At 66.7% G+C, this 24,868-nt stretch carries 21 protein-coding genes; 11 read left to right on the top strand and 10 right to left on the bottom strand.

What is annotated here, in order from left to right; genetic code table 11:
* Nucleotides 1-39 precede the first annotated feature (39 nt).
* A complete protein-coding gene (locus tag FQK05_RS14835) occupies nt 40-639 on the bottom strand; it encodes a lytic transglycosylase domain-containing protein (protein WP_158968168.1) in 600 nt (199 codons plus the stop codon).
* Between the two features lie 398 nt (nt 640-1,037).
* Here FQK05_RS14835 and ssb point away from each other — a divergent pair, with 398 nt between their 5' ends.
* The 6 genes from ssb to FQK05_RS26385 all read left to right on the top strand — a co-directional run bounded on the left by ssb (nt 1,038) and on the right by FQK05_RS26385 (nt 9,133).
* A complete protein-coding gene (ssb, locus tag FQK05_RS14830) occupies nt 1,038-1,562 on the top strand; it encodes a single-stranded DNA-binding protein (RefSeq protein ID WP_158968166.1) in 525 nt (174 codons plus the stop codon).
* A gap of 181 nt (nt 1,563-1,743) precedes the next feature.
* Nucleotides 1,744-3,270 carry an HlyD family secretion protein gene (locus tag FQK05_RS14825; RefSeq protein WP_158968164.1) on the top strand — a complete coding sequence of 509 codons (1,527 nt, stop codon included), beginning with the start codon at nt 1,744-1,746 and terminating at the stop codon, nt 3,268-3,270.
* A gap of 26 nt (nt 3,271-3,296) precedes the next feature.
* Nucleotides 3,297-4,898, top strand: coding sequence for a glycosyltransferase (locus FQK05_RS14820; protein ID WP_158968162.1), 1,602 nt, complete (start codon nt 3,297-3,299; stop codon nt 4,896-4,898).
* 153 nt (nt 4,899-5,051) lie between these two features.
* Entirely contained in the window at nt 5,052-6,107 is a 1,056-nt protein-coding gene (locus FQK05_RS14815) for a sugar phosphate nucleotidyltransferase (protein WP_158968160.1), read from the top strand.
* A gap of 356 nt (nt 6,108-6,463) precedes the next feature.
* The gene (locus FQK05_RS14810) at nt 6,464-7,876 is read left to right on the top strand and encodes a nucleotide sugar dehydrogenase (protein ID WP_158968158.1); all 1,413 of its coding nucleotides are present in this window, start codon (nt 6,464-6,466) and stop codon (nt 7,874-7,876) included.
* An 84-nt stretch (nt 7,877-7,960) separates the two neighbouring features.
* Entirely contained in the window at nt 7,961-9,133 is a 1,173-nt protein-coding gene (locus tag FQK05_RS26385) for a calcium-binding protein (protein ID WP_158968156.1), read from the top strand.
* Nucleotides 9,134-9,281: 148 nt separating this feature from the next.
* On the opposite strand, the gene FQK05_RS14800 is transcribed toward FQK05_RS26385, so the two are convergent.
* The 6 genes from FQK05_RS14800 to FQK05_RS14775 all read right to left on the bottom strand — a co-directional run bounded on the left by FQK05_RS14800 (nt 9,282) and on the right by FQK05_RS14775 (nt 16,492).
* Nucleotides 9,282-9,893 (bottom strand): response regulator transcription factor, encoded by a 612-nt coding sequence (locus FQK05_RS14800; RefSeq protein WP_158968154.1) that lies wholly within the window; start codon nt 9,891-9,893, stop codon nt 9,282-9,284.
* Nucleotides 9,890-12,718, bottom strand: a complete 2,829-nt coding sequence (locus FQK05_RS14795; protein ID WP_158968152.1) for a PAS domain S-box protein — start codon at nt 12,716-12,718, stop codon at nt 9,890-9,892. Before FQK05_RS14795 ends, FQK05_RS14800 begins: the two co-directional genes overlap by 4 nt.
* Before the next feature lie 131 nt (nt 12,719-12,849).
* Entirely contained in the window at nt 12,850-14,064 is a 1,215-nt protein-coding gene (locus FQK05_RS14790; protein ID WP_158968150.1) for an FIST signal transduction protein, read from the bottom strand.
* Between the two features lie 127 nt (nt 14,065-14,191).
* Nucleotides 14,192-14,638: a globin domain-containing protein gene (locus tag FQK05_RS14785; protein WP_158968148.1), complete on the bottom strand. Its 447-nt coding sequence runs from the start codon at nt 14,636-14,638 to the stop codon at nt 14,192-14,194.
* Nucleotides 14,639-14,779: 141 nt separating this feature from the next.
* The gene (aroB, locus tag FQK05_RS14780) at nt 14,780-15,892 is read right to left on the bottom strand and encodes a 3-dehydroquinate synthase (RefSeq protein ID WP_158968146.1); all 1,113 of its coding nucleotides are present in this window, start codon (nt 15,890-15,892) and stop codon (nt 14,780-14,782) included.
* Between the two features lie 3 nt (nt 15,893-15,895).
* Nucleotides 15,896-16,492 carry a shikimate kinase gene (locus FQK05_RS14775; protein ID WP_158968144.1) on the bottom strand — a complete coding sequence of 199 codons (597 nt, stop codon included), beginning with the start codon at nt 16,490-16,492 and terminating at the stop codon, nt 15,896-15,898.
* Nucleotides 16,493-16,597: 105 nt separating this feature from the next.
* Between FQK05_RS14775 and FQK05_RS14770 the strand changes: the two genes are divergently transcribed.
* The 4 genes from FQK05_RS14770 (at nt 16,598) to FQK05_RS14755 (ending at nt 20,813) form a co-directional block, all read left to right on the top strand.
* Nucleotides 16,598-16,771: a hypothetical protein gene (locus FQK05_RS14770; RefSeq protein ID WP_158968142.1), complete on the top strand. Its 174-nt coding sequence runs from the start codon at nt 16,598-16,600 to the stop codon at nt 16,769-16,771.
* Between the two features lie 4 nt (nt 16,772-16,775).
* Nucleotides 16,776-18,470 carry a hypothetical protein gene (locus FQK05_RS14765; protein ID WP_158968140.1) on the top strand — a complete coding sequence of 565 codons (1,695 nt, stop codon included), beginning with the start codon at nt 16,776-16,778 and terminating at the stop codon, nt 18,468-18,470.
* A 5-nt stretch (nt 18,471-18,475) separates the two neighbouring features.
* A complete protein-coding gene (locus FQK05_RS14760) occupies nt 18,476-19,441 on the top strand; it encodes a site-specific tyrosine recombinase XerD (RefSeq protein WP_158968138.1) in 966 nt (321 codons plus the stop codon).
* Between the two features lie 64 nt (nt 19,442-19,505).
* On the top strand, nt 19,506-20,813 hold the full coding sequence (locus FQK05_RS14755) for an HlyC/CorC family transporter (RefSeq protein WP_158968136.1): 1,308 nt from the start codon (nt 19,506-19,508) through the stop codon (nt 20,811-20,813).
* Between the two features lie 197 nt (nt 20,814-21,010).
* Here FQK05_RS14755 and FQK05_RS14750 read toward each other — a convergent pair whose 3' ends face one another.
* Nucleotides 21,011-22,198 carry an ABC transporter substrate-binding protein gene (locus tag FQK05_RS14750; protein ID WP_158968134.1) on the bottom strand — a complete coding sequence of 396 codons (1,188 nt, stop codon included), beginning with the start codon at nt 22,196-22,198 and terminating at the stop codon, nt 21,011-21,013.
* 208 nt (nt 22,199-22,406) lie between these two features.
* Here FQK05_RS14750 and FQK05_RS14745 point away from each other — a divergent pair, with 208 nt between their 5' ends.
* Complete coding sequence (locus tag FQK05_RS14745) at nt 22,407-22,883, top strand: DUF302 domain-containing protein (protein ID WP_158968132.1); 477 nt, start codon at nt 22,407-22,409, stop codon at nt 22,881-22,883.
* Between the two features lie 115 nt (nt 22,884-22,998).
* On the opposite strand, the gene FQK05_RS14740 is transcribed toward FQK05_RS14745, so the two are convergent.
* Complete coding sequence (locus tag FQK05_RS14740; protein ID WP_158968130.1) at nt 22,999-24,258, bottom strand: MFS transporter; 1,260 nt, start codon at nt 24,256-24,258, stop codon at nt 22,999-23,001.
* Between the two features lie 132 nt (nt 24,259-24,390).
* Nucleotides 24,391-24,849 carry a nucleoside deaminase gene (locus FQK05_RS14735; RefSeq protein WP_158968128.1) on the bottom strand — a complete coding sequence of 153 codons (459 nt, stop codon included), beginning with the start codon at nt 24,847-24,849 and terminating at the stop codon, nt 24,391-24,393.
* Nucleotides 24,850-24,868: the final 19 nt, after the last annotated feature.

Here is a 24,868-nt window from a genome sequence, read left to right as displayed (position 1 = left end):
CCGCGGACCCGGCACCGACCCCGACGCGCCGAAGCCGGATCAGCTACCCCATATCACCCGGACGTAATTCTGGGTTTCCTTGTAGGGCGGGATGCCGCCGTGCTTCTTCACCGCTTCCGGCCCGGCATTGTAGGCCGCCAGCGCCAGCCGCCAGGACCGGAAGGTCCGGTATTGCGTGGCCAGATAGCGCGCGCCGCCGTCCAGGTTTTCGTAAGGGTCGGCCGGATCGACCCCCAGCCGCCGCGCGGTCGTGGGCATCAACTGGGCCAGACCAAGGGCGCCCTTGTGCGACTTCGCCCTGGGGTTCCAGCCGCTTTCCTGCTGGACCAGCCGCAGGAACATCTCTTCCGGGACCGAATGGCGGCGGGCAGCCTTGCGGGCCATGTCCAGGTATTCGCCGCGGTAGTTGCCCGAATAGGCGCGCGAGACACCGATGCCATCCCCCAAAAGCGGCTGGGCCTGCGGCGTCAGGCGCACGGAATAATCGTATTGCGTGGCGCTGCGGGTATCCAGGACCTTGGTCCGGGCCTTGAACACGTCGCCCCGGTTCTTGTTCGACGCAAAGAGATCCGCCGCAACGGCATCGACCGGGCCAAGGCCCACGGCCATCGCCACCATCATCGCAAGGCCACGGCCCATCCGGGACCCGCCACTGCGCCGCGCCGGCTCAACTGCCGGTCTCACCGTTTCTGCCCGTACGCTCAATGATCCACCCGTCTGATGCGGCCCTTGCGCTGCGTTTTCCGGCGACGGACCTGCGCACCCCAATGGCAGATCCCGGCAGTCGCCGATCGAGGCATTCGACCGCAGCGTGGACCGGTTCGTTTCGCCCGGAACCCTATCCACATAAATTTGGAGCATTATATCTTTCCCGCACGCAAGATCCAGCCTTTCGCGCGGGTTGTCGCATCGGCAAGCGGGCTTCCGCCCCTATCCTGTTTCCGCACGCTGCGCGCTGGTATAGGGTCGGTCAACACGGCTCTGCCCGGATTCGACACACGACACCAAAGACCCATCAACGAAGGACAGCGAAGGCCATGGCCGGCTCCATCAACAAAGTCATTCTCATCGGAAATCTTGGCCGCGACCCCGAGGTGCGCAACTTCTCGAACGGTGGCAAGGTCTGCAACCTGCGCATCGCCACGTCCGACACGTGGAAGGATCGCGCCACCGGCGAACGCCGCGAGAAGACCGAATGGCATACCGTTGCCATCTTCAATGAACACCTGATCCGGCTGGCCGAACAATTCCTGCGCAAGGGGTCCAAGGTCTATGTCGAAGGCAAGCTGGAAACCCGCAAGTGGCAGGACCAGCAGGGCCAGGACCGTTACACGACCGAAGTCGTGCTGCGCCCCTTCTCGGGCGAGATGACGTTCCTCGACCCGCGGGCCGGCGAAGGCGCGGGCGCGGGCGGCGGCAGCTATGGCGGCGGGTCCGGCTATGGCTCTTCGGGCGGTTACGACCGGATGCCCGATGACGATCCCTATGGCGCGCCCTCCTCGGGCGACGGCGGCAGCCGCGGCCCGTCCAGCCGCGACATGGACGACGAAATCCCGTTCTGATCCCCTTCAAGGGCCTGAACGACCGAATGAAAGGGCGCCGCGACCACGGCGCCCTTTTTCCTTTGATCAGGGTCCTATCCCTACGGATAGCGCGCGCATACCGACGCCCTCCCCCGTTAACGGATCATCAAGGTTAACAAACGGACGTCCAAATTCATCGCTTGCGAAGCGAGTCGCCCACATGAAAATCCGTCACGAACGTCCGATGTCCGACATGGCCTTCCCGGTCCGCGCGCCCTTGCGCCTGACCGATGCGATCGGTCGGTCCTGGTCCGTCGGCTGCTGGACCCTGTCCGGCCTGATGATCGAAGGTGCCGCGGATCTGCCCCGCCAGGCGCAGCTGACCATCCCGTTCCAGAGCGCGGACGTGTCCTTCACCGTCACCCTGGGCGATACGGACGAAAACGGCTGGGTCATCTTTTCGGGCCTGACGGGACCGCAGCGGGAAACGCTGGCGCTGTTCTATCGCAACCTGCTGTCGGGCAGGATGGAGGCGACCGCCGACATCATCACCAGCCTCGACACGCCGGTCGATCTGGTGCCGATGGGCGAAACCGACGACGAAAAGGCCGCCACCGCCACCCGCAGGGCACCGCGGGCCGTCCGCATCGCCGGCCGGCTGCTGCAGTACGCGGCGCTGGCGGGCATCGTCTTCGGTGTGCTGGGCAACCAGGTCTGGAAACGGATCGACAATGTCGACATCCAGCACGGCCGTGTCGTGGCGCCGATGCTGCAACAGACAGCACCGGGCAATGCCACCGTCGCCGATCTGCGCGTAGCGGTCGGCCAAAGCGTTGCCCGGGGCCAGCTTCTGGTGGCCTTCCGGACCCCGGGCCAGGACGCCGACCTGAAGGCGGCGCAGGCCGACCTTTTCGCCGCCGAGGCAGAGCTGGCCCGGGTCGAGGCCGCTCTGAACGAGATCCGCGCCACCGTCGCGGATACCGAAGCGTCGATGGCCCGCCGTTTTGCCGTCGCCGCCATGGCCCGTTCGGAATTCCTGAAAAACGACAGCCTGGACGAGGCGCGCGAGCTGTGGCTGACCATGCGCACGGAAGACCCGGCCGCGGCCGACTCGCTGCGCCCGGACGCCATCACCGAACGCCAGATCGCGGCGCTGGTCGATGAACGCGCGGCCGATGTGGCCCGCGCCCAGGCCGCGCTGGACACCTTGACCTCCGAAGCCCGCGCGCTGGACCTGCGCGCGCCGGCCGATGGCGTCGTCCGCCAGCTCTATGTCGCGGACGAGGATTTCCTGCGCGCCGGCACGCCGGTGCTGGACCTGGAAACCGACGCGCCCCGCGTGGCCATCGGCTGGGCCTCGCCCACTATGGCGGAAACGCTCTTTGTCGGCATGCCGGCCGAAATGGGCTTCAACGTCAATGGCCACCGCCAGAAGCTGCAGGGCGAGGTCGTGAACCTGACCACAGGCGAAAATCCCACCCGTCAGGGCGAATTCGGCATCATCGTGACCGTCGCCGTCGATGGCATGGACGTGGCCGAAACGCGCGAGACGCTGCGCCCCGGTGCCCCTGTCGCCCTGAACGCCGAAAAGCAGTTGGGCACGCGGATGCTAGCCGGTGCCGAAGGTCTGGCCCAGTCCGTCGGTTGGACCCTGGACCGCGTGCTGCCGGACCGGGTCTGGCCGATGCCCTTCGGCACCGGTCAGGACACACGCATCGTCGTCCACATGCCCACGACCGACCGCTGATCCCCTTCGCGCCCGGACCCATTGCCATGACCCCGACCACCTCGGTTCCGTCCTCGGACTACGCCTTCGACAAGAGCCTGACCGCGCGCCTTGACGCGCTGAAGGGGCCGGCCCCGTCCTACTGGTCGCGCTGGACGCTGGGACAGGTCACCCTGGGCCTGGGCATCCTGGCCTGGCTGGTCTGGCTGATGTTCAACACCCAGAACCGGTTCACCCAGCCGGGTGTCGTGCACATCACGATCATCCTGGGCACCCTTGGCATCTGGCGCTTCGGCTGGTGGTTCACCCACGCCATCCGCGCCGAGATCTATGCCCGCGCCGCCTTTCCGGCGATGCGCGCCCGTGCCTCGGCCCTCTGGGAGGACGGATGGAGACCGCGGCGGCTCCACATCCAGATGACCACCTATTTCGAGGAAGCCGCGATCACCAAGCGGGTCATCGGATCGATCCTGTCCCAGATCAAGCGCGAGGGGATTCCCACGACGCTGTATATCGGCACAGGCTCGGCCTATGACGAGGAGATCATCCGGTCTTTCGTCGAAACTCATGCGCAGGACATCCCCGACGATCTGGCGGAACTGGTCTTCATCCGCCAGAACCAGCCGGGCAAGCGCATGGCCATCGGCCTGATCCTGCGCGCGATCAACCGGTCCGACGTGCATCCGGACGACTTGGTCATCTTTATGGACGGCGATGCGCTTTACGGGCACGACGTGCTGGAAAAAACCCTGTCGATGTTCGGCGCAGACCCGGTGCTGCAGGCCCTGACGACGGACGAGGAGGTCATCTGCTATGGCCCGCAATGGATCCAGTCCTGGCTGAACATGCGCTTTGCGCAGCGCCGGCTGGCCATGCAAAGCCACGCCCTGTCGGGGCAGGTTCTGACGCTGACAGGGCGGATGTCGGTCTTTCGCGCCAAGCACATCCTGTCCTACCAGTTCATCCGCACGATCGAGGCGGATCACCTGGATCACTGGCTGTGGGGCCGGTTCCGGTTCCTGTCGGGCGACGACAAGTCGACCTGGTACTACCTGCTGACCAAGCGGGCCAAGATGATCTATGTTCCCGACGCCACCGTCTACACGATCGAGGTGATCAAGGAAAAAGGCCTGCAGCGCATGGTGCAGAACTTCCGCCGCTGGTCGGGCAACATGCTGCGCAACGGCGCCCGCGCCATAGCCCTGGGGCCCTTCGTCGTGAAGCCCTTCATCTGGTGGTGCGTCGTCGATCAGCGGCTGGCGATGTGGACAATGCTGGTCAGCCCGGTCATGGCGATCCTCGCCTCGGCCACGGACCCGGTCTATATCTGGACCTGCCTGATCTGGGTCGTCTTCAGCCGCGTTGTGCTGACCCTGTTCCTGTTCCGCTATGCAAGATCCGTGGACATGAGCTGGCCCTTCATCCTGTACTTCAACCAGATCATCAACGCACTGGTGAAGGTGTTCATGGTCTTCCACCTGTCCAGGCAGAAGTGGTCCAACCGCGGGAACCAGAGCGTGGGCGGCGGTGCTAGCATGGTCGCACGGCTGCAGGGTGCGATGGCCAAGTTCCAGTTGATCACCGCGGTCACAGCCTTCGTCGCCGCGGCGGCGCTCTACATGGGGCTGATCACATTCCCCGGGTTCTGACGCCCAACCGCGCACCACTTCTAACCTTCGGTATCGCCGTCTGTACCAACGCACGCCCGGCCTGTTCTTCCGAACGACCGGGCGCGCTGCGTCTGCGTGCTATGGTCTGAAGACCGCCGTCCTCAGGACCACTTGGCACAGGAGACCCGGATCATGATCACGCCCATCCTTCTTGCCGGTGACGACGGCCTTTCCCTTCATCGCAATGTTCAGGGCCGGTCCCTGCCCGGCGACGGCGAAAGCTCTCCCTTGATGGACCTCGCGCAAAGCCTCGTCCGCGCCGGCTGCACCGACCCGATCGTGGTCACCAGCCCCGCCTGGCAGCGCGAAGCCCGCCGCCAGCTGGCCGAAGCCGGGCTGGGCGATGCGGATATCCTGATCACGCCCATGCCCCGGGGCAGCGCGCCGGCCGCCCTGTCCGCCGCCCTGCGGCTGGAGATGGCGCGGGACGCCATTCTGCTGGTCTGCGGGGCCTCGGACCTGGCCGCCGATGCCCACGCCCTGGCAGCCGCGATCCAGACCGGGCAGCCCGCGGCAGAGGCCGGCGGCCTCGTGACCTTCGGGCTTCTGCCCGACGACCGGGCCTTCGACCACGGATGCCTGCGCATCGCAGCCAAGGATCGCGGTGCCGCCGGGCCGGTGCCCCTGATCGGCCATTGCGAACCGCCGGGCCGCGTCCATGTGCGGACCCTGCTGGAACGGGGCGATCATCTGGGCCATGCGCAATGCTACATGCTGCGGGTCGATACGCTGCTGGCGGCCTTCTTCGCCGCCGCCCCGGCGCTGAAAGCCACCTGCCGGGCCGCGCTGGACCATGCGGCACCGACCTGCGGGGCGCTTCTGCTGGCCAATTGCCCTTGGTCGGATCTGGAATATACCTCGATCGATCCCGTGCTCTTGGGAACACCCGCCGATGTCCGGGTCGTGGCCCTGGGTCCGGCCGGCACCGGCGATGACCGGGACGGCGAACCGCTCGCCTGCCGCCCGTCGGAGCGGTCGGCGGACCGCCCCGGCCGTGCAATGGCCAGCGCACCGGCCCTGCAGCCGGCCACGCGAACCGGGATCTTCGGCACGGTCCGGATCACCGGACGACCGGATGCGTTCGGGCCGATCACGTTTCCTGCATCCCCAAATTCCGCGTCTGCCCGGCGAACGGGACCGGGCACTGCCCGTCTGGCCCCGGACACCGGCAAACGGGAGATGGCCTGAAGGGTTCAACCCTCACCCCCTCACGGACGCCCGACACGGGCGCCCGGCCCAAAGGACCATCGACCCCGTTCAGAGGCCCGCGCGTTTGCCCAACGCGCGGGCCTTTTCCATTCCGACGCTAGCAACCCTCCCGCAGAGCAGCGGCCGGGCCGGTGAGGGGCGCGATTCCCGCCGTCGCCCGGGGTCCGCAAACGCCTTCGCAGCACCCGCGCTCTCCTTCTCGCCGGCCGACTATACCAAAGCGCAGTCGACCTCGCCTCTCGTGCCAAGTCTTAGCCATTCTTACCAAACATTAAGGTTAACGGGACAGTTAGAACCCCTGGCAGATCGAACACATCGTCCAGAAGGACCCTGCCATGACCGCGTACTTGCCAATCCTGACCGCCCCGCATGCCGCAAATGTCATCCCCGTGGGCTTCCCTCTTACGGCGCCGCGCGAGTCCGTCAGCGTCGTGGGTCTGGGCTATGTCGGAGCCGTCTCGACCGCGTGCCTTGCCAGCCTTGGGCACCGCGTCGTGGGCGTCGATATCGACCCGACCAAGGTCGCCACCATTGCCGCCGGCTGTTCGCCCATCCACGAAGACCGGCTGGAAGAGCTGCTGGCCGAAGGCGTCGAAAACGGCATGGTCACCGCAACCGACAACCTGGTCCACGCGGTCATCGACACCGATGTGACCTTCGTTTCGGTCGGCACGCCCACCGCGGCCGACGGCGGCTGCGATTACCGCTATATCGAGGCCGCGGCCCGCGCCATCGGCGAAGGCATCGCGCAGAAGGACGGCTTTCATGTCGTCGTCATGCGCTGCTCGATCCCGCCGGGCACCACGCTGGGCGTCATGACCCCGATCATCGAACTGGCATCCGGCAAGATGGCCGGCCAGGATTTCGGCATCGCCTTTAACCCGGAATTCCTGCGCGAAGGCGTTGCCGTGGCGGATTTCCACAACCCGCCGAAAACCGTCATAGGCGCCACCGATGCCCGCACCGCCGGCATCTTGGTGAGTATGTTCGCGCCCGTCGATCGCAACATCATCGTGACCTCCATCGAAGTGGCCGAGATGGTGAAATATGTCGACAATGTCTGGCACGCCACCAAGGTCACCTTCGCGAACGAGGTCGGCCGGCTGTGCAAGCCCCTGGCGGTCGACAGCCACAAGGTCATGGACATCTTCATCCAGGACACCAAGCTGAACCTCAGCCCCTATTACCTGAAGCCGGGCTTTGCCTATGGCGGGTCGTGCCTGCCCAAGGAGGTGCGCGCCGTGTCCCATATCGGCCGGTCGATGGGCGTCGACCTGCCGCTGATCGAATCCCTGGGCAAGTCAAACGCCGCCCATATCGACCGCGCGGTCGATATGGTCCGTGCCACCGGCGCCCGCAAGGTGGGCGTGCTGGGCCTGGCCTTCAAGCCCGGCACCGACGACCTGCGCGAAAGCCCGATCCTGGACGTGATCGCCGCCCTGCGGGCCGACGGCGTCGCGGTCGAGATCCACGACCACGCGATCACCGCCGACACGCCGCTGGAGGGTCAGCTGGCCTATGTCCGCCATGGCTCTGCCGGACTACAGTCGCTGGCCGGAGAGCTGGCCGGCATGCTGCGCAGCAACCCACGCGGCGTCGTCGACCGGGCCGAGGCCGTGATCGTGACCCATGCCAACGCTGCCTATCGCGACGCGGTGTCCCTGGCAGGCCATCGTCCGGTGATCGACCTGGTCCGCCTGTTCCCCGACACGGACATGTATCCCGCCATCGAAGGCATCGGCTGGTAACCCCGCCCGAACGAAGCAACGACCCGACCTCGCTGCAGGGGCCGGCTCCCGTGCACCCAACCCTCTCTGAGATCGAGAAAATAGATGTTCACCACCCCTTCCACCATTGTCGGGACCGCAGGCGCTGACACGCTGACCGGTTCCTCCCTGCCAGAGATCTTCGCGGGCAAGGGCCAGAACGACACGGTGACCGGCAACAACGGTAACGACACCGCCTATGGCGGATCAGGCGACGACACGATCGACGGCAATTCGGGCGACGACACCCTGTATGGCGGCGGCAGCCCGATCTCTGGCAGCGTTCTGCCCGTCGCGTTCACCTATGACGGATACGGCAACCGCCTGGCCCTGGACGGCACCCAGCTTGCGACAGAAAACGACACGCTGTTCGGTGGCAAGGGCAACGATTTCCTGTCCGGCGGCGTCGACCACGACATCCTGTGGGGCGGTGATGGCAACGACAGGCTTTACGGCAACTCGGGCAACGACTTCCTGTCGGGCGACAAGGGCAACGACCTTCTGTTCGGCGGCAAGGGCAATGACAGGCTGCAGGGCGAGACCGGCAATGATGTCCTGCGCGGCAACAGCGGCGATGACACGCTGGATGGCGGCACGGGGACGGACAAGCTTTATGGCGAGTCTGGTAACGACCGGCTGAACGGCGGCACCGCGGCCGACCTACTGTCGGGCGGTTCGGGCAATGACACGCTGTTCGGCGGCGTCGGCAACGACGTTATGAACGGCGACGACGGCGACGACACGCTTCACGGCGAGAACGGCACCGACCGGATGCGCGGCGCCCGGGGGAACGATTTCCTGGACGGCGGCAACGGGTCGGACAGGATGAACGGCGGGTCGGGCGACGACACGATGCTGGGCGACAACGGAAAGGACAGGCTGACCGGCTACAACGGCGCCGATGTGATCGACGGCGGCAACGGCAAGGACTGGATCTGGATGGGCGCCGGCGCCGACACGGCCACCGGCGGCAACGGGCCCGACACCTTCGTCTTCAGGACAGCCGACATGGACGGCAGCACCGACCGCATCACCGACTTCAAAGTCCAGAACGACGTGTTGGATTTCCGCGACCTCTCGCTGGGTGTCGGCGGCAAGGCGGCGGACGCCTGGCTTTCCGCCCATACCACGAGCGATGCGGGCGGTGCCCTGCACATCGCCTTCGACAGCGGCGCGCTGGTGCTGGACGGCCTGGGCGGGGTGACGTTCAGCGAGCTGTCGGATTCGATCCTGTTCTGAACACGGAACGCCGGATTGGCGTGGGACGCGACCCGAGGTTTTCCCCCAGATGCACCGGGTCGTTTTGGACCGTTCCGCACCAATCCAGGCCAGGAAGGCCGGCTTTCGCAGGCCGGCCTTCCGCTTTTTCAGAAAGATGCCCGGACGATCAGAACAGCCCGGCTTCTTTCGCCTTCAGCGCGGCCTGGGTGCGGTTCTTGACGTCCAGCTTGCGGCACAGGGTCTTCACGTGCAGCTTGATCGTGACTTCCTGCAGGTTCAGCTCGCGCGCGATTTCCTTGTTGGCCAGCCCGCGGCACAAGCCCCCTAGCACTTCCAGCTCCCGCTGGCTAAGGCCCTGCGCCACCGGGTTCACCTCTTCCGGTTCCTCTGCGGTCATGAACTTGATCGGCACATAGGTCTCGCCCGTGGCCATGAAGCGGATCGCGTTCACCAGCGATTTCGCCCCCATGGTCTTCGGCAGAAAGCCGATGGCCCCGGCATCCAGCGCCGCCTGCGCGGTCGCTTTGGGCGCGGTGCCCGACATGATCGCCACCGGCCGCCCGTCGCTGGCCTTGATCGCGCGTTCCAGACCTTCCAGCCCGTTCATGCCGGGCATCGAGTAATCCAGCAGGATCAGGTCGAACATCGTCTTTTCGGCGGCCTTGCAGGCCTCGTCCAGGTCGGCCACGGCGACGGTCTGGATGTCTCGTTCGTGTTCCAGGAAGGCCGCAAGCGTATCCCGGACCAGCTCGTGGTCATCTGCGATCAGGACTTTCATTCCGCCACTCTCCCCTTCCGCGCGACGGCATGGGACACCGCCAGCGCAATCTGTTTCATGTCTACCGGCTTGGCAAAGACGCCACGCACGTTGGGCCCGGACAGCCGCGGATCCGTCAGCGTCCGCGCCAGGGCGGACACCACGAAAACCGGCAGGTCCGGCGCGGCCCTGGCCGCGGCCTCGGCCACGTCGCCGCCGGTCATGGCGCCCATGTCGTAATCGGTCACTACCGCCGACCAGGCGCCGGGATCGTCCTCGATCGCGTCGATCGCCAGGTCCGCGGCATCGACGGCGGCCACCTCGGCCCCCAGCCGTTCGAAATAGGTACCCAGGACATCCGTCACCCGCGGATCGTCATCGACCAGCAGGATCAGCGTGTTTTCCAGCCGCGCCACGTTGTCCGGGGTCGCCTGGGCGCCAAGGATCCGGGGCTTCACCGCCTCTTCCCCGGCCAGGGGCCAATAGACGCGGAAGGTGCTGCCATGTCCCACGGCGGTATCGACCGCCACGGCCCCGCCCAGTCGCACGACAAGCTGGGCGATGCTGGCCAGACCCAGCCCGTTGCCCTGCTTGCCCTTGGTGGAAAAGTACGGCTCGAAGATCCGGGGCAGCACGTCGGGCTTGATGCCGGAGCCGCTGTCCCGCACCGCCAGCACCGCATAGCGCCGGTCGGGATCCAGCCGCCCGGCCATGACCGGAACCCGGCTTTTCCCCTGCGAGAGATAGAGCGAGACGGCGACTTCCCCGGGATTGCCGCCCAGCGAATCCTCGGCGTTCAGGATCAGGTTCACGGCGATCTGGCCGACCTCTGTCTGGCAGCCTTCCACCTTCATCGGGTGACGGGCGAAATCGGTCCAAAGCGTCGTGGCCGATTTCAGGCTGGCCCCGGCCAGGTCCACGGCATCGGACACGGCGACGCGCAGGTCGAATTCCGTTACCTCGCGCTGGCCGCGGCCGACGTCCAGAAGCCGGTTCACCAGTTCCGCCGCCTGACGGCCCGCCGAATGGATCCGTGCAGAATGGCGCATCACCCTTTCGGGATCGTCCTTGTCGGCCTGGATCAGGTCGGCGGACCCGGTGATCGCCGACAGAAGGTTGTTGAAGTCGTGTGCCAGCCGGGCCGCCAGTTCCGACAGCACCTGCTGGCGCCGCGCCTGATCCAGCTGGTCCGCCAGTTCGCGCCTGCGGCGCTGCGCCTCGATTTCCGTCGTGACGTCCCGCACGATCAGGATCCGGCCCACCTTGTGCGCGACCGACAGCGACACCTCGTGCACGCGGCCCGGTTCGACCTTGGAACACGGCAGCTGGGCCGAACTCTTGCCGTTCCTGATCAGGTCGCTTTCCAGCCGGTGCAGCACCTCGCGGTCCGCGTCCTCGCGATAGGCGCGCCACCAGGGGCGGCCCAGAAGCTGGCTTTCCGATCCCGCCCCGAACAAGGCCACAAGGCTGGGATTGGCCTGAACCAGCCGGCCGCTTTCGTCGGTGATGCCGATCCCGTCGGCGGCCGACTGGATCGCCGCCATCCGCTGCCGCAGCATCCGTTCCGCGGTCTTCATCGGCGTGACATCGGTGCCGGAAATCACCATCCCGCCGTCCGAGGTACAAACCGCCCGGACCAGCAGGACCCGCCCGTCCGGAAGCCGCGCCTCCCACCCGGCCGTCTGCTGGACCAGCAGGTCCAGGTCCGGCCTGGCCAGCGGATCCGGCAGGGGATGGAACGACCGCGGGATCGTTGCCAGGTGATCGGCCCAGTTCTGTTCGAACGTGGTGCCGGGCGCCCATCGGACATTGGGCGCGGGAAAGATCGTGCCGAGCATCGGATTGGCAAAGAGCACCGCGTGCTCTCGCGACAGCAGCAGGAAGGCGTCGCGGGTATGGGACAGCGCCTCGTCCATGCGGCGCCGCGCAGTTTCGCGTTCGATCTGGGCGTTCACCCGTTCCGACACGTCCGACTGGGTCGCCACCACGAATTCCGTCTCGCCCCTTTCGTCGGCCACCGGGAACAGCGTCAGCTCGCTCCAGAACGGGTCGCCGTTCTTGCGGCGGTTGCGCAGGACGAAGGTGCCTTCTACGACGGTCGACGCCGAATGGCGCAGCTGTGCCAGCACCGTGGAATCCTCGGGCTCGTCCAACAGGAACCTGCAGTTCGTCCCCAGCGCCTCCTCCACCGAATAGCCGGTGATACGTTCGAAGGCCGGGTTGGCGAAGATCAGGGGACGGTTCTCGGCCGGGTGCGCCTTGAAGATCATGAACCCCAGGGCAGAGCCGTCGATCACCGCCGCCTGCAGCCGGTTGTGCGCGGCCAATTCCTGCGCCTGAAGCGCCGGCCCAGCCAGCCGCGCGATCCGCGACAGGATCCGGCGGTCGTGATTGGTGAAGGATGCGGGCTTGTGCCGGAAGGCCGCCAGAGCTGCCACGCGGCCTTCGCCCAGATGCACCGGGGCAGACACCATGCTGGAATAGGCATCGCCCAGCACGGCGTGGATTTCCGCGCTGGAGGCGGACCTGGACAGGTCGGCGACGTTGCGCGCCTTTTCGAAGAGTGCCGGCGCCGGGCCCAACCTGCGCAGCGTCAACCCCTTGGGCGCGGGCTCCAGGATGTTCATGGCGGTGCCGGTATCTTCAAGGACCAGAACGACATCGGCACACAGATGGGATTTCGTGACCTCGATCAGCGCCGCGCGCGTGTCCTGGACGGAAGAGGCCCGGGACACCGATTCCAGCACAGCGTAAAGCGTACGGGTTTCGCGCAGAGCCTCGCTTTCACGTTGCTGCAGAACCTGCATCTCCAGCAGGACTTCGCGAAGTTGTTCATCTTCCGGCATCGACTGCCATTCCGCGGAGAGCGGGCCGATTACGCGTAACAAGGCCCCGTGCCACTCTTACAGGAACTTTCTACCTTAGGGTTACGATGACGTTAAGGACTTACGGACTTTTGTCCGGCGCTGCGCGGCGCTCAAGCTGCAGGTGCGATGATCCCACTGACGGATCGCGTGAAAACAAGACACGAAATCATCAGGTTGCCATGCCGGTTGCCGGCGCCCAGGACCGGCCCCTGTTCGCCGAAGGAAAACAGACCCAGAAAGGGCGCATGGCCCAGGGCGGCGCCTGTGCCGTTCACGATCCGGTCCATCCGGTCCCGCGCCGCCAGCATGCAGCCCCCGCAATAGACCATCAGCGCCCCGGCGATCATGTCGCGGCCGATCCCGAAGGGAACGGCCCGGGCCGCCACCCGGCCCGCGCGGTCGGCCAGCAATCGCGGATCGCCCGTCATCAGGGTCAGCTGCTCGCCCTCGGCCACTTCGCCATAAAGCGTCAGACTGTCGTTCGGCTCGGTCACGCGCGGCTGGACCTGAAGATAGTTGGGCACGCCGCGCAGGTCCGACACCCTCCGGCCCAGGGGCGCCAGCGCAAACCGTTCGGGCATCATGGAACAGCTGTCGGCCGCCCCCGGGGGCAAAACCCGGTCGGCCAGCCATTCGGCGTAAACCTGTCCCGCGGGCCGGTCGTCGATGCTGATCAGACTGCGGCCCCGCGCCTTGGTCACCGTGCCGCGATGGGCCGTCGGCACCAGTCCGTTGCTGAAGGAAAAGGCCACCTGCGTGCTGGGGAACAGGACCGATACGGTCACGCCCTCTGCCGAACTGCCACCCGCGCTGAAGACGTACCACCGGCCCGACATGTCGTTGTCGGCGGCGCTTCCGCCGATGATCGGAACCCCGTCACCAACGACGTCCTGGATGCCCTGGATCAGCTGTTCCTCGGTGCCCGGGGTCGCGGTCAGCCAGACCACGTCCGGCACCTCGCCCGAGCGGCCGGCCCCTGCCAGAGCCGACAGTGTGGCCCGCACCGCCGCCTGCCGCGGATCGTCGCCCAGGTCCTGGCAGCCGGTGCCGTAGTCGCCTTCGGGATCGCGGATCACAAAGGCCGCCAGCGTCGCGCGCTGGCCCGGATCGGCCGACCGGGCCGTCATCGGCCCCATGCAGGATGTCACCCCATGGAGGAAGGTCACCGGAAGGCTGCGTCCCGCCGCGGCCAGCGCCGCAGCGTCCAGATCCGCATCCGCACAGACGAAAGCAAAATCCGCCGTCCCGTCACCGATCTGCGCGCACAGCTCGGATACGGCGATCGCGGGATCGCTGCTGGCGCTTTCGACGATGTCGATCTGCATGTTCCGTCTTCTCGAATACTACGAAACGGATCCTAACCCGGCGCGCCGGGGGCTGCCTGCGCTCTTTCGGGATTTGGTCTATACCAAAGTATAGCCCCTGGGGCGCAGCCCAGCCTCGGCTGCCCTGTCAACGGCCCGTCTCCACCGCAACCGGTTCGCTGTCCAGGGCACTGGGGCCATAGGCGGTCCGGATCATGTCGTCCGACAGGGCGGTATAGATCCGGGCCCAGGCGGCGTTCATTTCAGCGGTGAAGCCTTCGCCCAGCACGCTTGACAGCGTCTCCAGCAGGGCAGTTCCCACGGCGTCGTAGTGGTCCGGCAGGACACCATAGGCGACATGGCGGATGGCCAGGTCGCGCGTGGGTGGGATCAGCTGTTCGGGATCGTCCAGCACGTCGACGATAAAGTTCAGCATCTGTACCAGCTTGCGCGACTGGGCCGCGAGGTCCGAGCTGAAGATGGCCCTCAATTCCGGCTGCGCCCGGAACAGCGCCGCATAGAACCGCTGGCCCAGAAGATCGCGGTCGACAACCGCCATCGCCCAGCTTTCGCGCACAAGAACCTCGTCCGTCATCGCGGTCTCCATCCGGCTGGCCGCCTGCTCGCGGCGGGCTGCCAGATGGGTAGCAAGGCAATTTTACCAAAACTCTAAGATCGGCAGGGCCCGGCCAGAAAGGGCGCCGCGCCGGCCCGTTTCACCGGAGTGGGCGGTGTCTCAGCGGGCGTCCAGCGCCTCGGCCAAGAGGCCATGCACCGTGTCTCGCGGCACGTCCGAGGTCACGAAACTGTCGCCGATCCCTCGTGCCAGGATGAAGCGCAACGTGCCGTCGACGACCTTCTTGTCCTGGGCCATCAACTCCAGCAGACCGTCCGCGTCCGGCAGCTCTCCGGGGATGTCGGCCAGGTCGGTCACCATCTCCATCGCCTTCAGATGGGCGCGGACCCGGCTGGGATCCTCCTGCGGGCACAGGCCCAGACGCGACGACAGTTCGAATGCCAGCGCACAGCCGGCGGCCACGCCTTCGCCATGCAGCAGTCGGTCGGAATAGCCAGTCGCCGATTCCAGTGCATGGCCGAAGGTATGGCCCAGATTCAGAAGCGCGCGGTCGCCCTGTTCAGTCTCGTCCCGAACGACGATTTCGGCCTTCATCTCGACCGAGCGTGCCACGGCATGAGCCAGGGCCGCGATCTCTCCCGCCAGAAGGCGCGGCGCGTTTTCCTCCAGCCAGTCGAAGAAGGCGGCATCGCCCAAGAGGCCGTATTTGACCACCTCGCCGTATCCCGCAAGAAAGTCGCGTTTCGGCAGGCTGGCCAGCACCGACAGGTCCGCCAGCACCAGCGCGGGCTGGTGGAAGGCGCCGACCAGATTCTTGCCCTGCGCGGTGTTGATGCCGGTCTTGCCGCCGACGGAACTGTCGACCTGCGCCAAAAGCGAGGTCGGGATCTGCACGAAACGCACGCCGCGCCGCAGGATCGCGGCGGCAAAGCCCACAAGGTCGCCGATCACGCCGCCGCCAAAGGCCACGACCACGTCGCGCCGTTCGACTTTCTGGTCCAGCAGCCAGTCGATCGTGGCGGTCAGATGCGGCCAGCTTTTCGTGCTTTCTCCCGGCGGCAGCATCAGAGGCTCGGACACGATGCCTTGGGCCTGAAGACCGGCCTGAAGCGTGTCCAGATGCGCCGCGGCCACGCGCGTTTCGGTCACGATCCAGACCTTCGGGCGCTTCAGAAGGGGCGCGATCAGGGCGCCCGCCTCGGCCAGAAGATCCGGGCCGATCACGACGTCATAGGCCCGGTCGCCCAGGGGCACGTGGACAGTGGTTCGCATCTTTCAGGCTCCGAAAACGTCGTCGCGCGCGTCCAGCGCGGCAATCACCCGGTCGACCGTATCCTCGACGGTCGACGACCGGTCCGAAAGCACATGGACCTCGGCCTTGGCATAGTCGGGCGTGCGAGCGGCCAGGATCTGTTCCAGCGTCTCGCGCGGGTTGGCAGTGGACAGAAGCGGGCGATGCGCGCGGTGGCGGACCCGGGTCCACAACACGTCGGCCGGCGCGTTCAGCCAGACGCCCACGCCCTTTTCGGCAATGGCCCGGCGGTTCGATTCCGCCATGAAGACGCCGCCGCCGGTCGACAGGATACCGGGCGCGCCATCCAGCAGCCGTTCCAGGACCTGCGATTCCTTGCGGCGAAAGAAGGCCTCGCCATCGCGGGCGAAGATCTCGGCAATGGTCATGTTCGCGGCGGATTCGATCTCGGCATCGCAATCGCGGAACGGCACGCGCAATCGCGCCGCCAGGGCCCGGCCCACAGCCGTCTTCCCTGCCCCCATCATGCCCACCAGCACGACCGTCTTACGCAATTTCCCGGTTCCCCCCCGCGCCGCCATGTCGGCCGGACGCGCCTCGGGCGGTTCAATTTCGCTCATCCTAGAGTGAATGACGTGATCTGGGCGAAAAGGCCATATATAAAAGAGCAAAGCACCCGGGCAGAACCGGGTGAAAACGGACCGAGGCAGGCAAAGGAATTCGACATGCGTCGACTGATCGCAGGACTGTTCAAGATCTTGTTCCAACTGGCAGTTCTGGTGGGCATCGTCTTCGGCATTGCCGTACTGGGCTTTGCCCTTCTGGGGCCGCTGTTCGGTGCCGACTTCTCGGCCCCGGTGCAGCCCCGGACCGCAGCTGTCACGCTCGAGGTGGAGTAACGCGATGCATCGCGACCGCGCCGTCCAGTCAAGGTCGAAGGCCCGGGTCCGCCCCGTGGCCGCGGCCCTGGCCGTCGGACTGGTCTTTTCGACACCGGCTTCCGCACAGGGCGTCACCCGCACCAGCGGGCAGCCGATGTCGGCCATCGGCTGGCTGAACCAGCCGGCGCTGGAATGGATCCCGGGCCAGTCCGTGGCGCTTCCCCCCGGTGCGTCGCCGGCAGCCCTGCCCCCGGGCGAGCCGCCGGTCACGCGGGGCATCCTTGTGCCCACCGTCGACGTGCAGCCGCTGGGGTCGACCCAGATCGCGGCGGGGCTTGTGCCGCCGAACGTCTCCGGCCTGCCGCGGGACCTGTGGGTAGGCAGCAGGCCGCAGGATCTGGTCGATCTTCTGAGCCGGGTACAGGTCCGCCACAGCCCAGCGCTGCAGCGCCTGCTTTACACCCTGCTGCTGACCGAGGCCTATCCGCCCCAGGCCAGCGGACCCGAGAACACGGTGCTGACCGAACGCATGGTCCGGCTGATGGACCTTGGCGCGGCCGACCCGGTGCGCGCGCTGGCGGACCTGAGCGAACCGACCCGGGCCGGGGACCTGGACACTGACGGCAGCGAGGCAGCCCTGAAGGGCCTGCGCGACCGCTTCCGCCTGCGCTTCGACGCGGCGCTTCTGACGGGGGGCGAGGAACAGGCCTGCACTATCCTGACAGACCTGCCCCGCCTTTCCGACGATTACCGGGCCCAGATCTTCTGTGCCGCGCTGCTGGGCGACTGGGACACTGCGGCGCTGATCTACGACATGGCCGAAACGCTGTCGCTTCTGGACCAGGCCGACCTGCAGCTGCTGGGCCGGTTCCTGCATCCCGACCTGGCGGAAGAGGAAAACCTGCTGCCGCCGCCGACGCGTCCGGATCCTCTGACCTTCCACATCTATTCCGCCATCGGGGAACGGCTGCCCACGGGCCACCTGCCCCGCGTCTTCGCCAATGCCGACCTGGACGACATCGCCGGCTGGAAGGCCCAGATCGAGGCCGCGGAACGGCTGACCCGGTCCGGCGCACTTAGCCCGAACCAGCTTCTGGGGCTTTACACGGCGCAGATGCCGTCGGCGTCGGGCGGGGTCTGGGACCGGGCGGAAGCGGTGCAGCGTTTCGACGTGGCACTGTCGGCCCATGACGGGGCCGCCGTGGCCGCCGCCCTGCCGCGCGTCTGGGAGGCGCTGACCGCCGAAGGGCTGGGCGTGCCCTTTGCCACGCTCTTTGCCCACCGCCTGGCCGAGATCCGCCTGCCCGCCATCGCCGGCGCGCAGACGCTGGCCTGGCAGGTGCAGCTCTTGTCGCCCGATTACGAACTGGCGGCGCGGACGCCGCCCGACAATCAGCCGATGACGGCCTTTCTGGCCGCGCTGGCGCAGGGCAAGCCCCAGACCGTTCCGGCGCCCGACGCCCGCACCCGTGCCATCGCGCGCGGCTTTGCAGCCTCGGGCGAGGCATTGGCCCAGCTGGTGCCGGAAGCCACCCGCGCCCAGTTGTCCAGCGGCCGGCTGGGCGAGGCGATCCTTCAGGCGATGATCCGCTTCACCGCCGGTCTGAACGGCGATACCTCGGCCCTGACCGAATCGCTGGCCACGTTCCGGGCCGTGGGCCTGGAAGACACCGCCCGCCGCGCTGCCCTTCAGGCGCTGATCCTGAAGAGGACTTGACGCAGATGCCCGGCCCCTCCCGCGACCATGACTGGATATCGGCCTTCCTGGATGCCTGCGCCGCCGAACAGGGTGCCGCGCGCAATACCCAGCTGGCCTATGGCCGCGACCTGAAGGACGTGGTGGCCTGGATGGCGGGCAAAGACCTGGCCTTCCAGACCCTGACCCGCGAGGAGGTCGAGGCCTACCTGGTGCGCTGCGATGCCGAAGGCCTTTCGCAGGCCACACGCGCCCGCCGCCTGTCGGCGATCCGCCAGATTTACCGCTTCGCCTTCGAGGAGGGCTGGCGAGAGGACAACCCGGCAATCGAGATCCGCGGCCCCGGCCGTGCCAAGCGCCTGCCCGACACCCTGACCGAGGACGAAGTCGACCGCCTGCTTGACGGCGCACGCGCCCATGGCCGGACCGTGGCCGACCGCCAGCGCAACGCCTGCCTGATGGAAATCCTCTATGCCACGGGCATGCGGGTCAGCGAACTGGTCTCGCTGCCCGTGGCCGCCGCCCGGGGCGATCCGCGGATGCTGCTTGTCGTGGGCAAGGGCGGCAAGGAACGCATGGTGCCCCTGTCGCCTCCTGCACGCGAGGCCCTGGCCGAATGGCTGGTGATCCGCGACGCCCAGTTCGAGGCCCGCGCCGCCAAGGCCGGACGCACCACACCGCCCCCGCCGGAAGCCAGGTTCCTGTTCCCGTCCCGCGGCAAGCAGGGCTACCTGACGCGCCACGGCTTCTACCTTCTGATCAAGGAATTCGCGGTCGCGGCCGGCATCCCGCCGTCCCGGGTCACGCCCCACACGCTGCGCCATGCCTTTGCCACGCATCTTTTGGCCCATGGCGCCGACCTTCGATCGATCCAGACGCTGCTGGGCCATGCCGACGTGGCCACGACCGAGATCTATACCCATGTGCTGGACGCCAGGCTGGCGGATCTGGTCCTCAATCACCATCCGTTGGCCGACAAGTCCGGCGACTGAGCGCCCCACCCCCTTGAACGCCCCAACCCCGGCAGCGCATAAGCGGCGCGCCAAGGAGTGAGCCATGGATCAAGCTGCATCGCATCTCGACACCGCGTTCTGGGTCACCGGCGGGGGTATCCTGCTGCTGATCGTGCTGTCCGCGTTCTTTTCCGGGTCGGAAACGGCCCTGACCGCCGCCTCGCGCGGAAAGCTGCGCAGCCAGGCCGACAAGGGATCGCGCGGGGCCGCGACCGCGCTGAAGGTGACCGAAGACAACGAACGCCTGATCGGGTCGGTCCTTCTGGGCAACAACCTGGTGAACATCCTGGCCACCTCGCTGACGACGGCGCTGTTCACGCGGGTCTTCGGCGACGGCGGCGTGGCCATCGCCACATTGGTCATGACCTTCCTGGTCCTGATCTTTGCCGAAGTCATGCCCAAGACCTATGCCATCACCAATGCCGAAAAGGCCGCCGCCACCGTGGCCCCCGCGATTGCCGTGGTGGTGCGCCTGTTCTCGCCCGTCGTATCGGCGGTCCGGGTGCTGGTCCGCGCGGTGCTGCGGCTGTTCGGTGTCAGGATCGACCCGGACAGCCATGTCCTGGCCGTGCGCGAGGAGATCGCCGGCGCGCTTTATCTGGGCCATTCCGAGGGCGTCGTCCTGAAGGAAGACCGCGACCGGATCCTGGGCGCGCTGGACCTGGGCGACCGCTATGTCGAAGAGATCATGCTGCACCGGTCGGGGATCGAAATGGTCGACGCCGATTCCGGGGCCGAGGCGATCCTGGCGCAATGTCTCGACAGCCCGCACACAAGGCTGCCGGTCTACAAGGAAGACCCAGAAAACATCATCGGCGTGATCCATGCCAAGGACCTCTTGCGCGCGATGTACAAGCTGATCGGCGGGCCCGATGGCGATGCCAGCATCCTGCGCAGCTTCGACGTGCGCGACGTGGCGACGCCGCCCTATTTCGTCCCTGAAACGACCGCACTGGACGACCAGATGCGCGAATTCCTGCGGCTCAGGACCCATTTCGCGCTGGTGGTGGACGAATACGGCTCGCTCCGCGGCCTGATCACGCTGGAAGACATCCTGGAAGAGATCGTGGGCGAGATCACCGACGAATTCGACCAGCCCGAGACGCAAACCCTGACCATGGGCGACGACGGCCAGTACCTGGTGGAAGGTGCAATGACGATCCGCGACCTGAACCGGGCGATGGACTGGTCCCTGCCGGATGACGAGGCCAATACAGTCGCGGGACTGGTGATCCACGAGGCCCAGATGATCCCGACCCGGGGACAGGTGTTTTCCTTCCACGGCTTCCGCTTCGAGGTGACAGAACGGCAGGGAAACCGGATCACGGGGCTGAAGATCCGGCCGCTCTGAACCGGTGACCAGTGACAGGCTCCTGCCCCGGGCCCGCGCGATGCGTGGCCTCCCCCCACGGGAATTGAAGACCAGAGACATTGGGCCGGCGAACCCGGGTCCCGGGCCGTTGGGTGCGTGGTTTCCGCACACCGCGTCCCGCAACGAAAAGGGGCGCGTGCCGGAACACGCGCCCCCGATGGCTTTGTGGTTGACGCTTAGCGGTAGCCGACCGTCGCGAAGGCGCCGTCCTTGACCTCGACCTCGCGGTAGCTGCCGGCATTCTCGCCCGGACCGATCAACTCGACCGAAGAGGCGCCGACATAGTCGATGTCGCCACCGGACTTCAGGATCTCGATGGCCTTGGCCAGTTCGCCCGGAAGGATCTTTTCGCCCGGGGCATTGGCCACGTCCATGATCTTGGGCCCGTAGACAGCCGGATCGGTCGACCCTGCCGCCTGCATCGCCAGCATGAACAGCGCCGCGGCGTCATAGCTTTCGGGCGCATAGGCCGACGTGCCGTCAAAGCCCTTGGCCGCGGACATGTCGGTGATCATGCTGGAGCCTTCGCCGCCCGAACCCGCGATCTGGCCGAAGGACCCGTTCAGGTCGTCGCCCAGGGCCTGGGTGATCGAATCGCCGATCATTCCGCCAGGCATGCCGAATGTGTCCCAGGCACCGGCATCCATCGCCGAACGGATGATGCCCAGGCCGCCCTGGTCCAGATAGCCCGCCACGACCAGGATGTCGCCGCCAGCCGCCGACAGGGCCGCCACTTCGGCGGAATAGTCGCCGCGGCCGTCTTCGTGCGCGGTCACGATGGTGACCTCGCCGCCAGCCTCCTCGAACGCGTTTTTGATCGCGTCCGCCAGGCCCTTGCCATAATCGTTGTTCGTATAGGTCAGCGCGATGGAGTTGATGCCGCGTTCCTTCAGGATCTCCGCCATCACCTGGCCTTCGCGGGCGTCCGAGGGCGCCGTACGGAAGAACAGGTCGTCGTCCTCGGCCGTCGACAGCGCCGGAGAGGTGGCGGAGGGCGAGATCATGACCATGCCATTGGCACGCGCCACGTTCTGCAGGATGGCGCCGGTCACGCCGGAACAGTCGCCCCCGATGATCCCCTTCACGCCGTCGGCGATCAGGCGTTCGGCGTTCGACACGGCCAGGCCGTTGTCGATGCAGCCGGTATCGGCGCGCTCCGGCACGATCATGGATCCGTCCAGGATCCCGCCCGCGGTGTTCACTTCATCGATGGCCATCTCGGCTGCGGCCGCCATGGCCGGCGCCAGGCTTTCGATCGGACCGGTGAAGCCGATCAGGATCCCCAGCTTGATGTCTTCGGCATGCGCCATGCTCGCGGCACTCAAGAGCGCGGCAGCAGCGGTGGCCGTCAGGAACTTCTTCATCGGTGACTCCCCTTTTGGTGGTTATGGGCGCGAGGCTATTCAGTCCCGGCCCGCTTGGAAAGCCCTTCGACAGCTCCCGCGGACAACATGCCATCGGGGCAAGCGGCCGGCCTCGCTCACGCCCGGATCGACAGAGGTTGATCGCGGCAAGGTTGCCAGGGCCACCCGCACCTGCAACTGTTTCCCAAAGCCCCGGAAGGTTCCGCCCATGCGTCCCGCTCCCCTTGTCCTCGGCCTTGCCGCCCTTCTGGCCGGTCCTCTCGCCGCGGGCGATCTGACCCGGCGCCCCGGCTGGGTCGTCACGCCGACGACGCTTCCCTTCGAGGAACTGCACACAGCCCTGCGCACCGCCATCGCGGAACACAAGATGGGCCTCGTCACCCAGGCCAGCGCCTCGGACGGCGCGCAGATGCAAGGGATCGATATCCCCGGCAACCGCGTCATCGGCGTCTTCCGCAACGACTTCGCCCGACGGATGCTCGACGCCAGCCTCGCCGCCGGGATCGAGGCGCCGATCCGCTTCTACCTGACGGAAAACCGCGACGGCACCGGCACCCTGTCCTGGAAGACCCCCAGCCTCGTCTTCGCCCCCTACATGGACGAAGGCGGCGCCCCGCTGGCTGAACTGGCCACCGAACTGGACGACATATTCGACGCCATCGCGACCCAGGCCACCGCGAACTGACACCGACCAGCCCCCGCCCCACGGCCTCCACTTCTTTGATCCGAAAATACCTCGGGGGAGCCGCCCGGCACGGGCGGCGGGGGCAGAGCCCCGAACCGCGCCGCCAACGCGCCCCCTAACGCCCCTTCAGCTCCACCATTGCAGTCGCCACGATCCCCAGCGCCAGGAAGACGACCAGGATAAAGGCCGGCCACAGCATGTTCCCGCTCCAATGGATCAGCGCCGTCGACACCAGGGGCGTCAGGCCGCCGAAGACCGCGAAGCCCAGGTTGTAGGTGAAGGCCACGCCGGAAAACCGCACGTCGGTCGGAAAGACCTCGGTCAGGACCGCCGGCGTCGGTCCCCAGGCAAAGGCTGCCAGCACCGACAGGACCAGCATCGCCCCCATCACGTTACCCGCACCCTTCTCGATCCACATGTACAACGGCACGACCGTAACCAGCAGCAGGACCGAGGCGACCAGCGTCGGAAGCTTGGGCCGCCCGGTCCGGTCCGCAATCCATCCCGCGATCGGCATGGGCAGCGAGAACACGATGATCCCCACCAGGCTCGCCGTTGCGATGGGGGCCTGCGGGAACTTCAGAAGCGTCGTCGCATAGGTGTCGAAGTAAAGGTAGAACATCGACACGATCGCAGCACCCAGGCCGGTGATGAAGACGCCGGCTATGACGCCCTTCATGTTGTTCTGGAGCAGCTGCGCCAGCGGCACCTTGTGGGCCTCGGACTCCATCTCTGCAAAGGCCGGCGATTCCGACAGGCGCTTGCGCATGACGAAGCCCAGAAAGGCGATGGCGCCCCCAACCAGGAACCCGATGCGCCAGCCGAAGGACAATATCTGCGCCTGGTCCAGTCCGCTGACCAGCGCCCATTGCACGGCATGGGCCAAGAGCAGGCCGATATTTATCATCAGAAACAGGAAGCCGCAGGCCAGCCCGCGGCGTTCGGGCATCGTCTCGGTGATCAGGACCATGGCGCCCGGGATCTCACCCCCCAGCGACAGGCCCTGCACGATGCGCAGCAGGACAAAGATGATGCTGGCCGCAATCCCGATCTGGGCATAGCCCGGCATCAGGCCCATCAGGATCGTGGCCCCGGCCATCCCCGCGATCGACAGCCGCAACATCCCCTTGCGCCCGAACCGGTCTCCGAAATGCGAAAAGACGATCCCACCGAAGGGCCGGGCCAGGTAGCCTATGGCAAAGACCGTGAAGGCCGCCAGCAGGTTCGCCACCGCATTTCCGCTGGGAAAGAAGGTCTGCCCGATCACGTCGGCAAAGACCGCGTAGATCACGAAGTCATAGAATTCCAGCCCGCCGCCCAGGCTGCCCAGGACAAGCGCGCGGCGGCGCTCCCCGGCACTGACGCTTACTGACACCTGCGGATCCCCCCGATGGTCCTGCCGTTTCGAACCGACCCTGCCCGGTGCGGGCGCACGCGGTCAAGCGCCGCGCGCCGCGGACGGTCAGTCCGGTAAAGGTCAGTCCGGCAAAGGACGGGAGGGCAAAGGTCAGGCGGGCGGGTCTTCGGCAATGTCCTCGGCCCACAGCGCCGGCTTCTCGGCGATGAAGCGCTCCATCAGCGCCTGACAGTCGGGGTCGTTCGCCAGGATCACCTCGACACCGCGCTCTTCCAGGAAGGCTTCGTTGCCGCCGAAGGTCGCGTTCTCGCCGATCACTACGCGGGGGATGCCGAACTGGACGATAGTGCCAGCGCACATCATGCAGGGCGAGAGCGTGGTATAAAGCGTCAGGTCCCTGTACGAGATCTGCCGCCCGGCCTTGCGCAACGCGTCCATCTCGCCGTGGGCGATCGGATCGCCCTCCTGCACCCGGCGGTTCCGGCCTTCGCCCAGCACTTTGTCGCCCCGTGCGACGACCGAACCGATGGGGCAACCGCCCTCGTCAAAGCCCAGCCTGGCCTGATCGAAGGCTCGGCGCAGCATTATTTTGTCGTTTTCTGTCAGCATGTTGGACTCCACACTTCGT

Origin of the sequence: Chachezhania sediminis (genome assembly GCF_009765275.1) — a bacterium.
GTDB lineage: Bacteria > Pseudomonadota > Alphaproteobacteria > Rhodobacterales > Rhodobacteraceae > Chachezhania > Chachezhania sediminis.
Note: the sequence above shows the minus strand (reverse complement) of the source record. Positions and strands in the feature narration are given on the sequence as shown.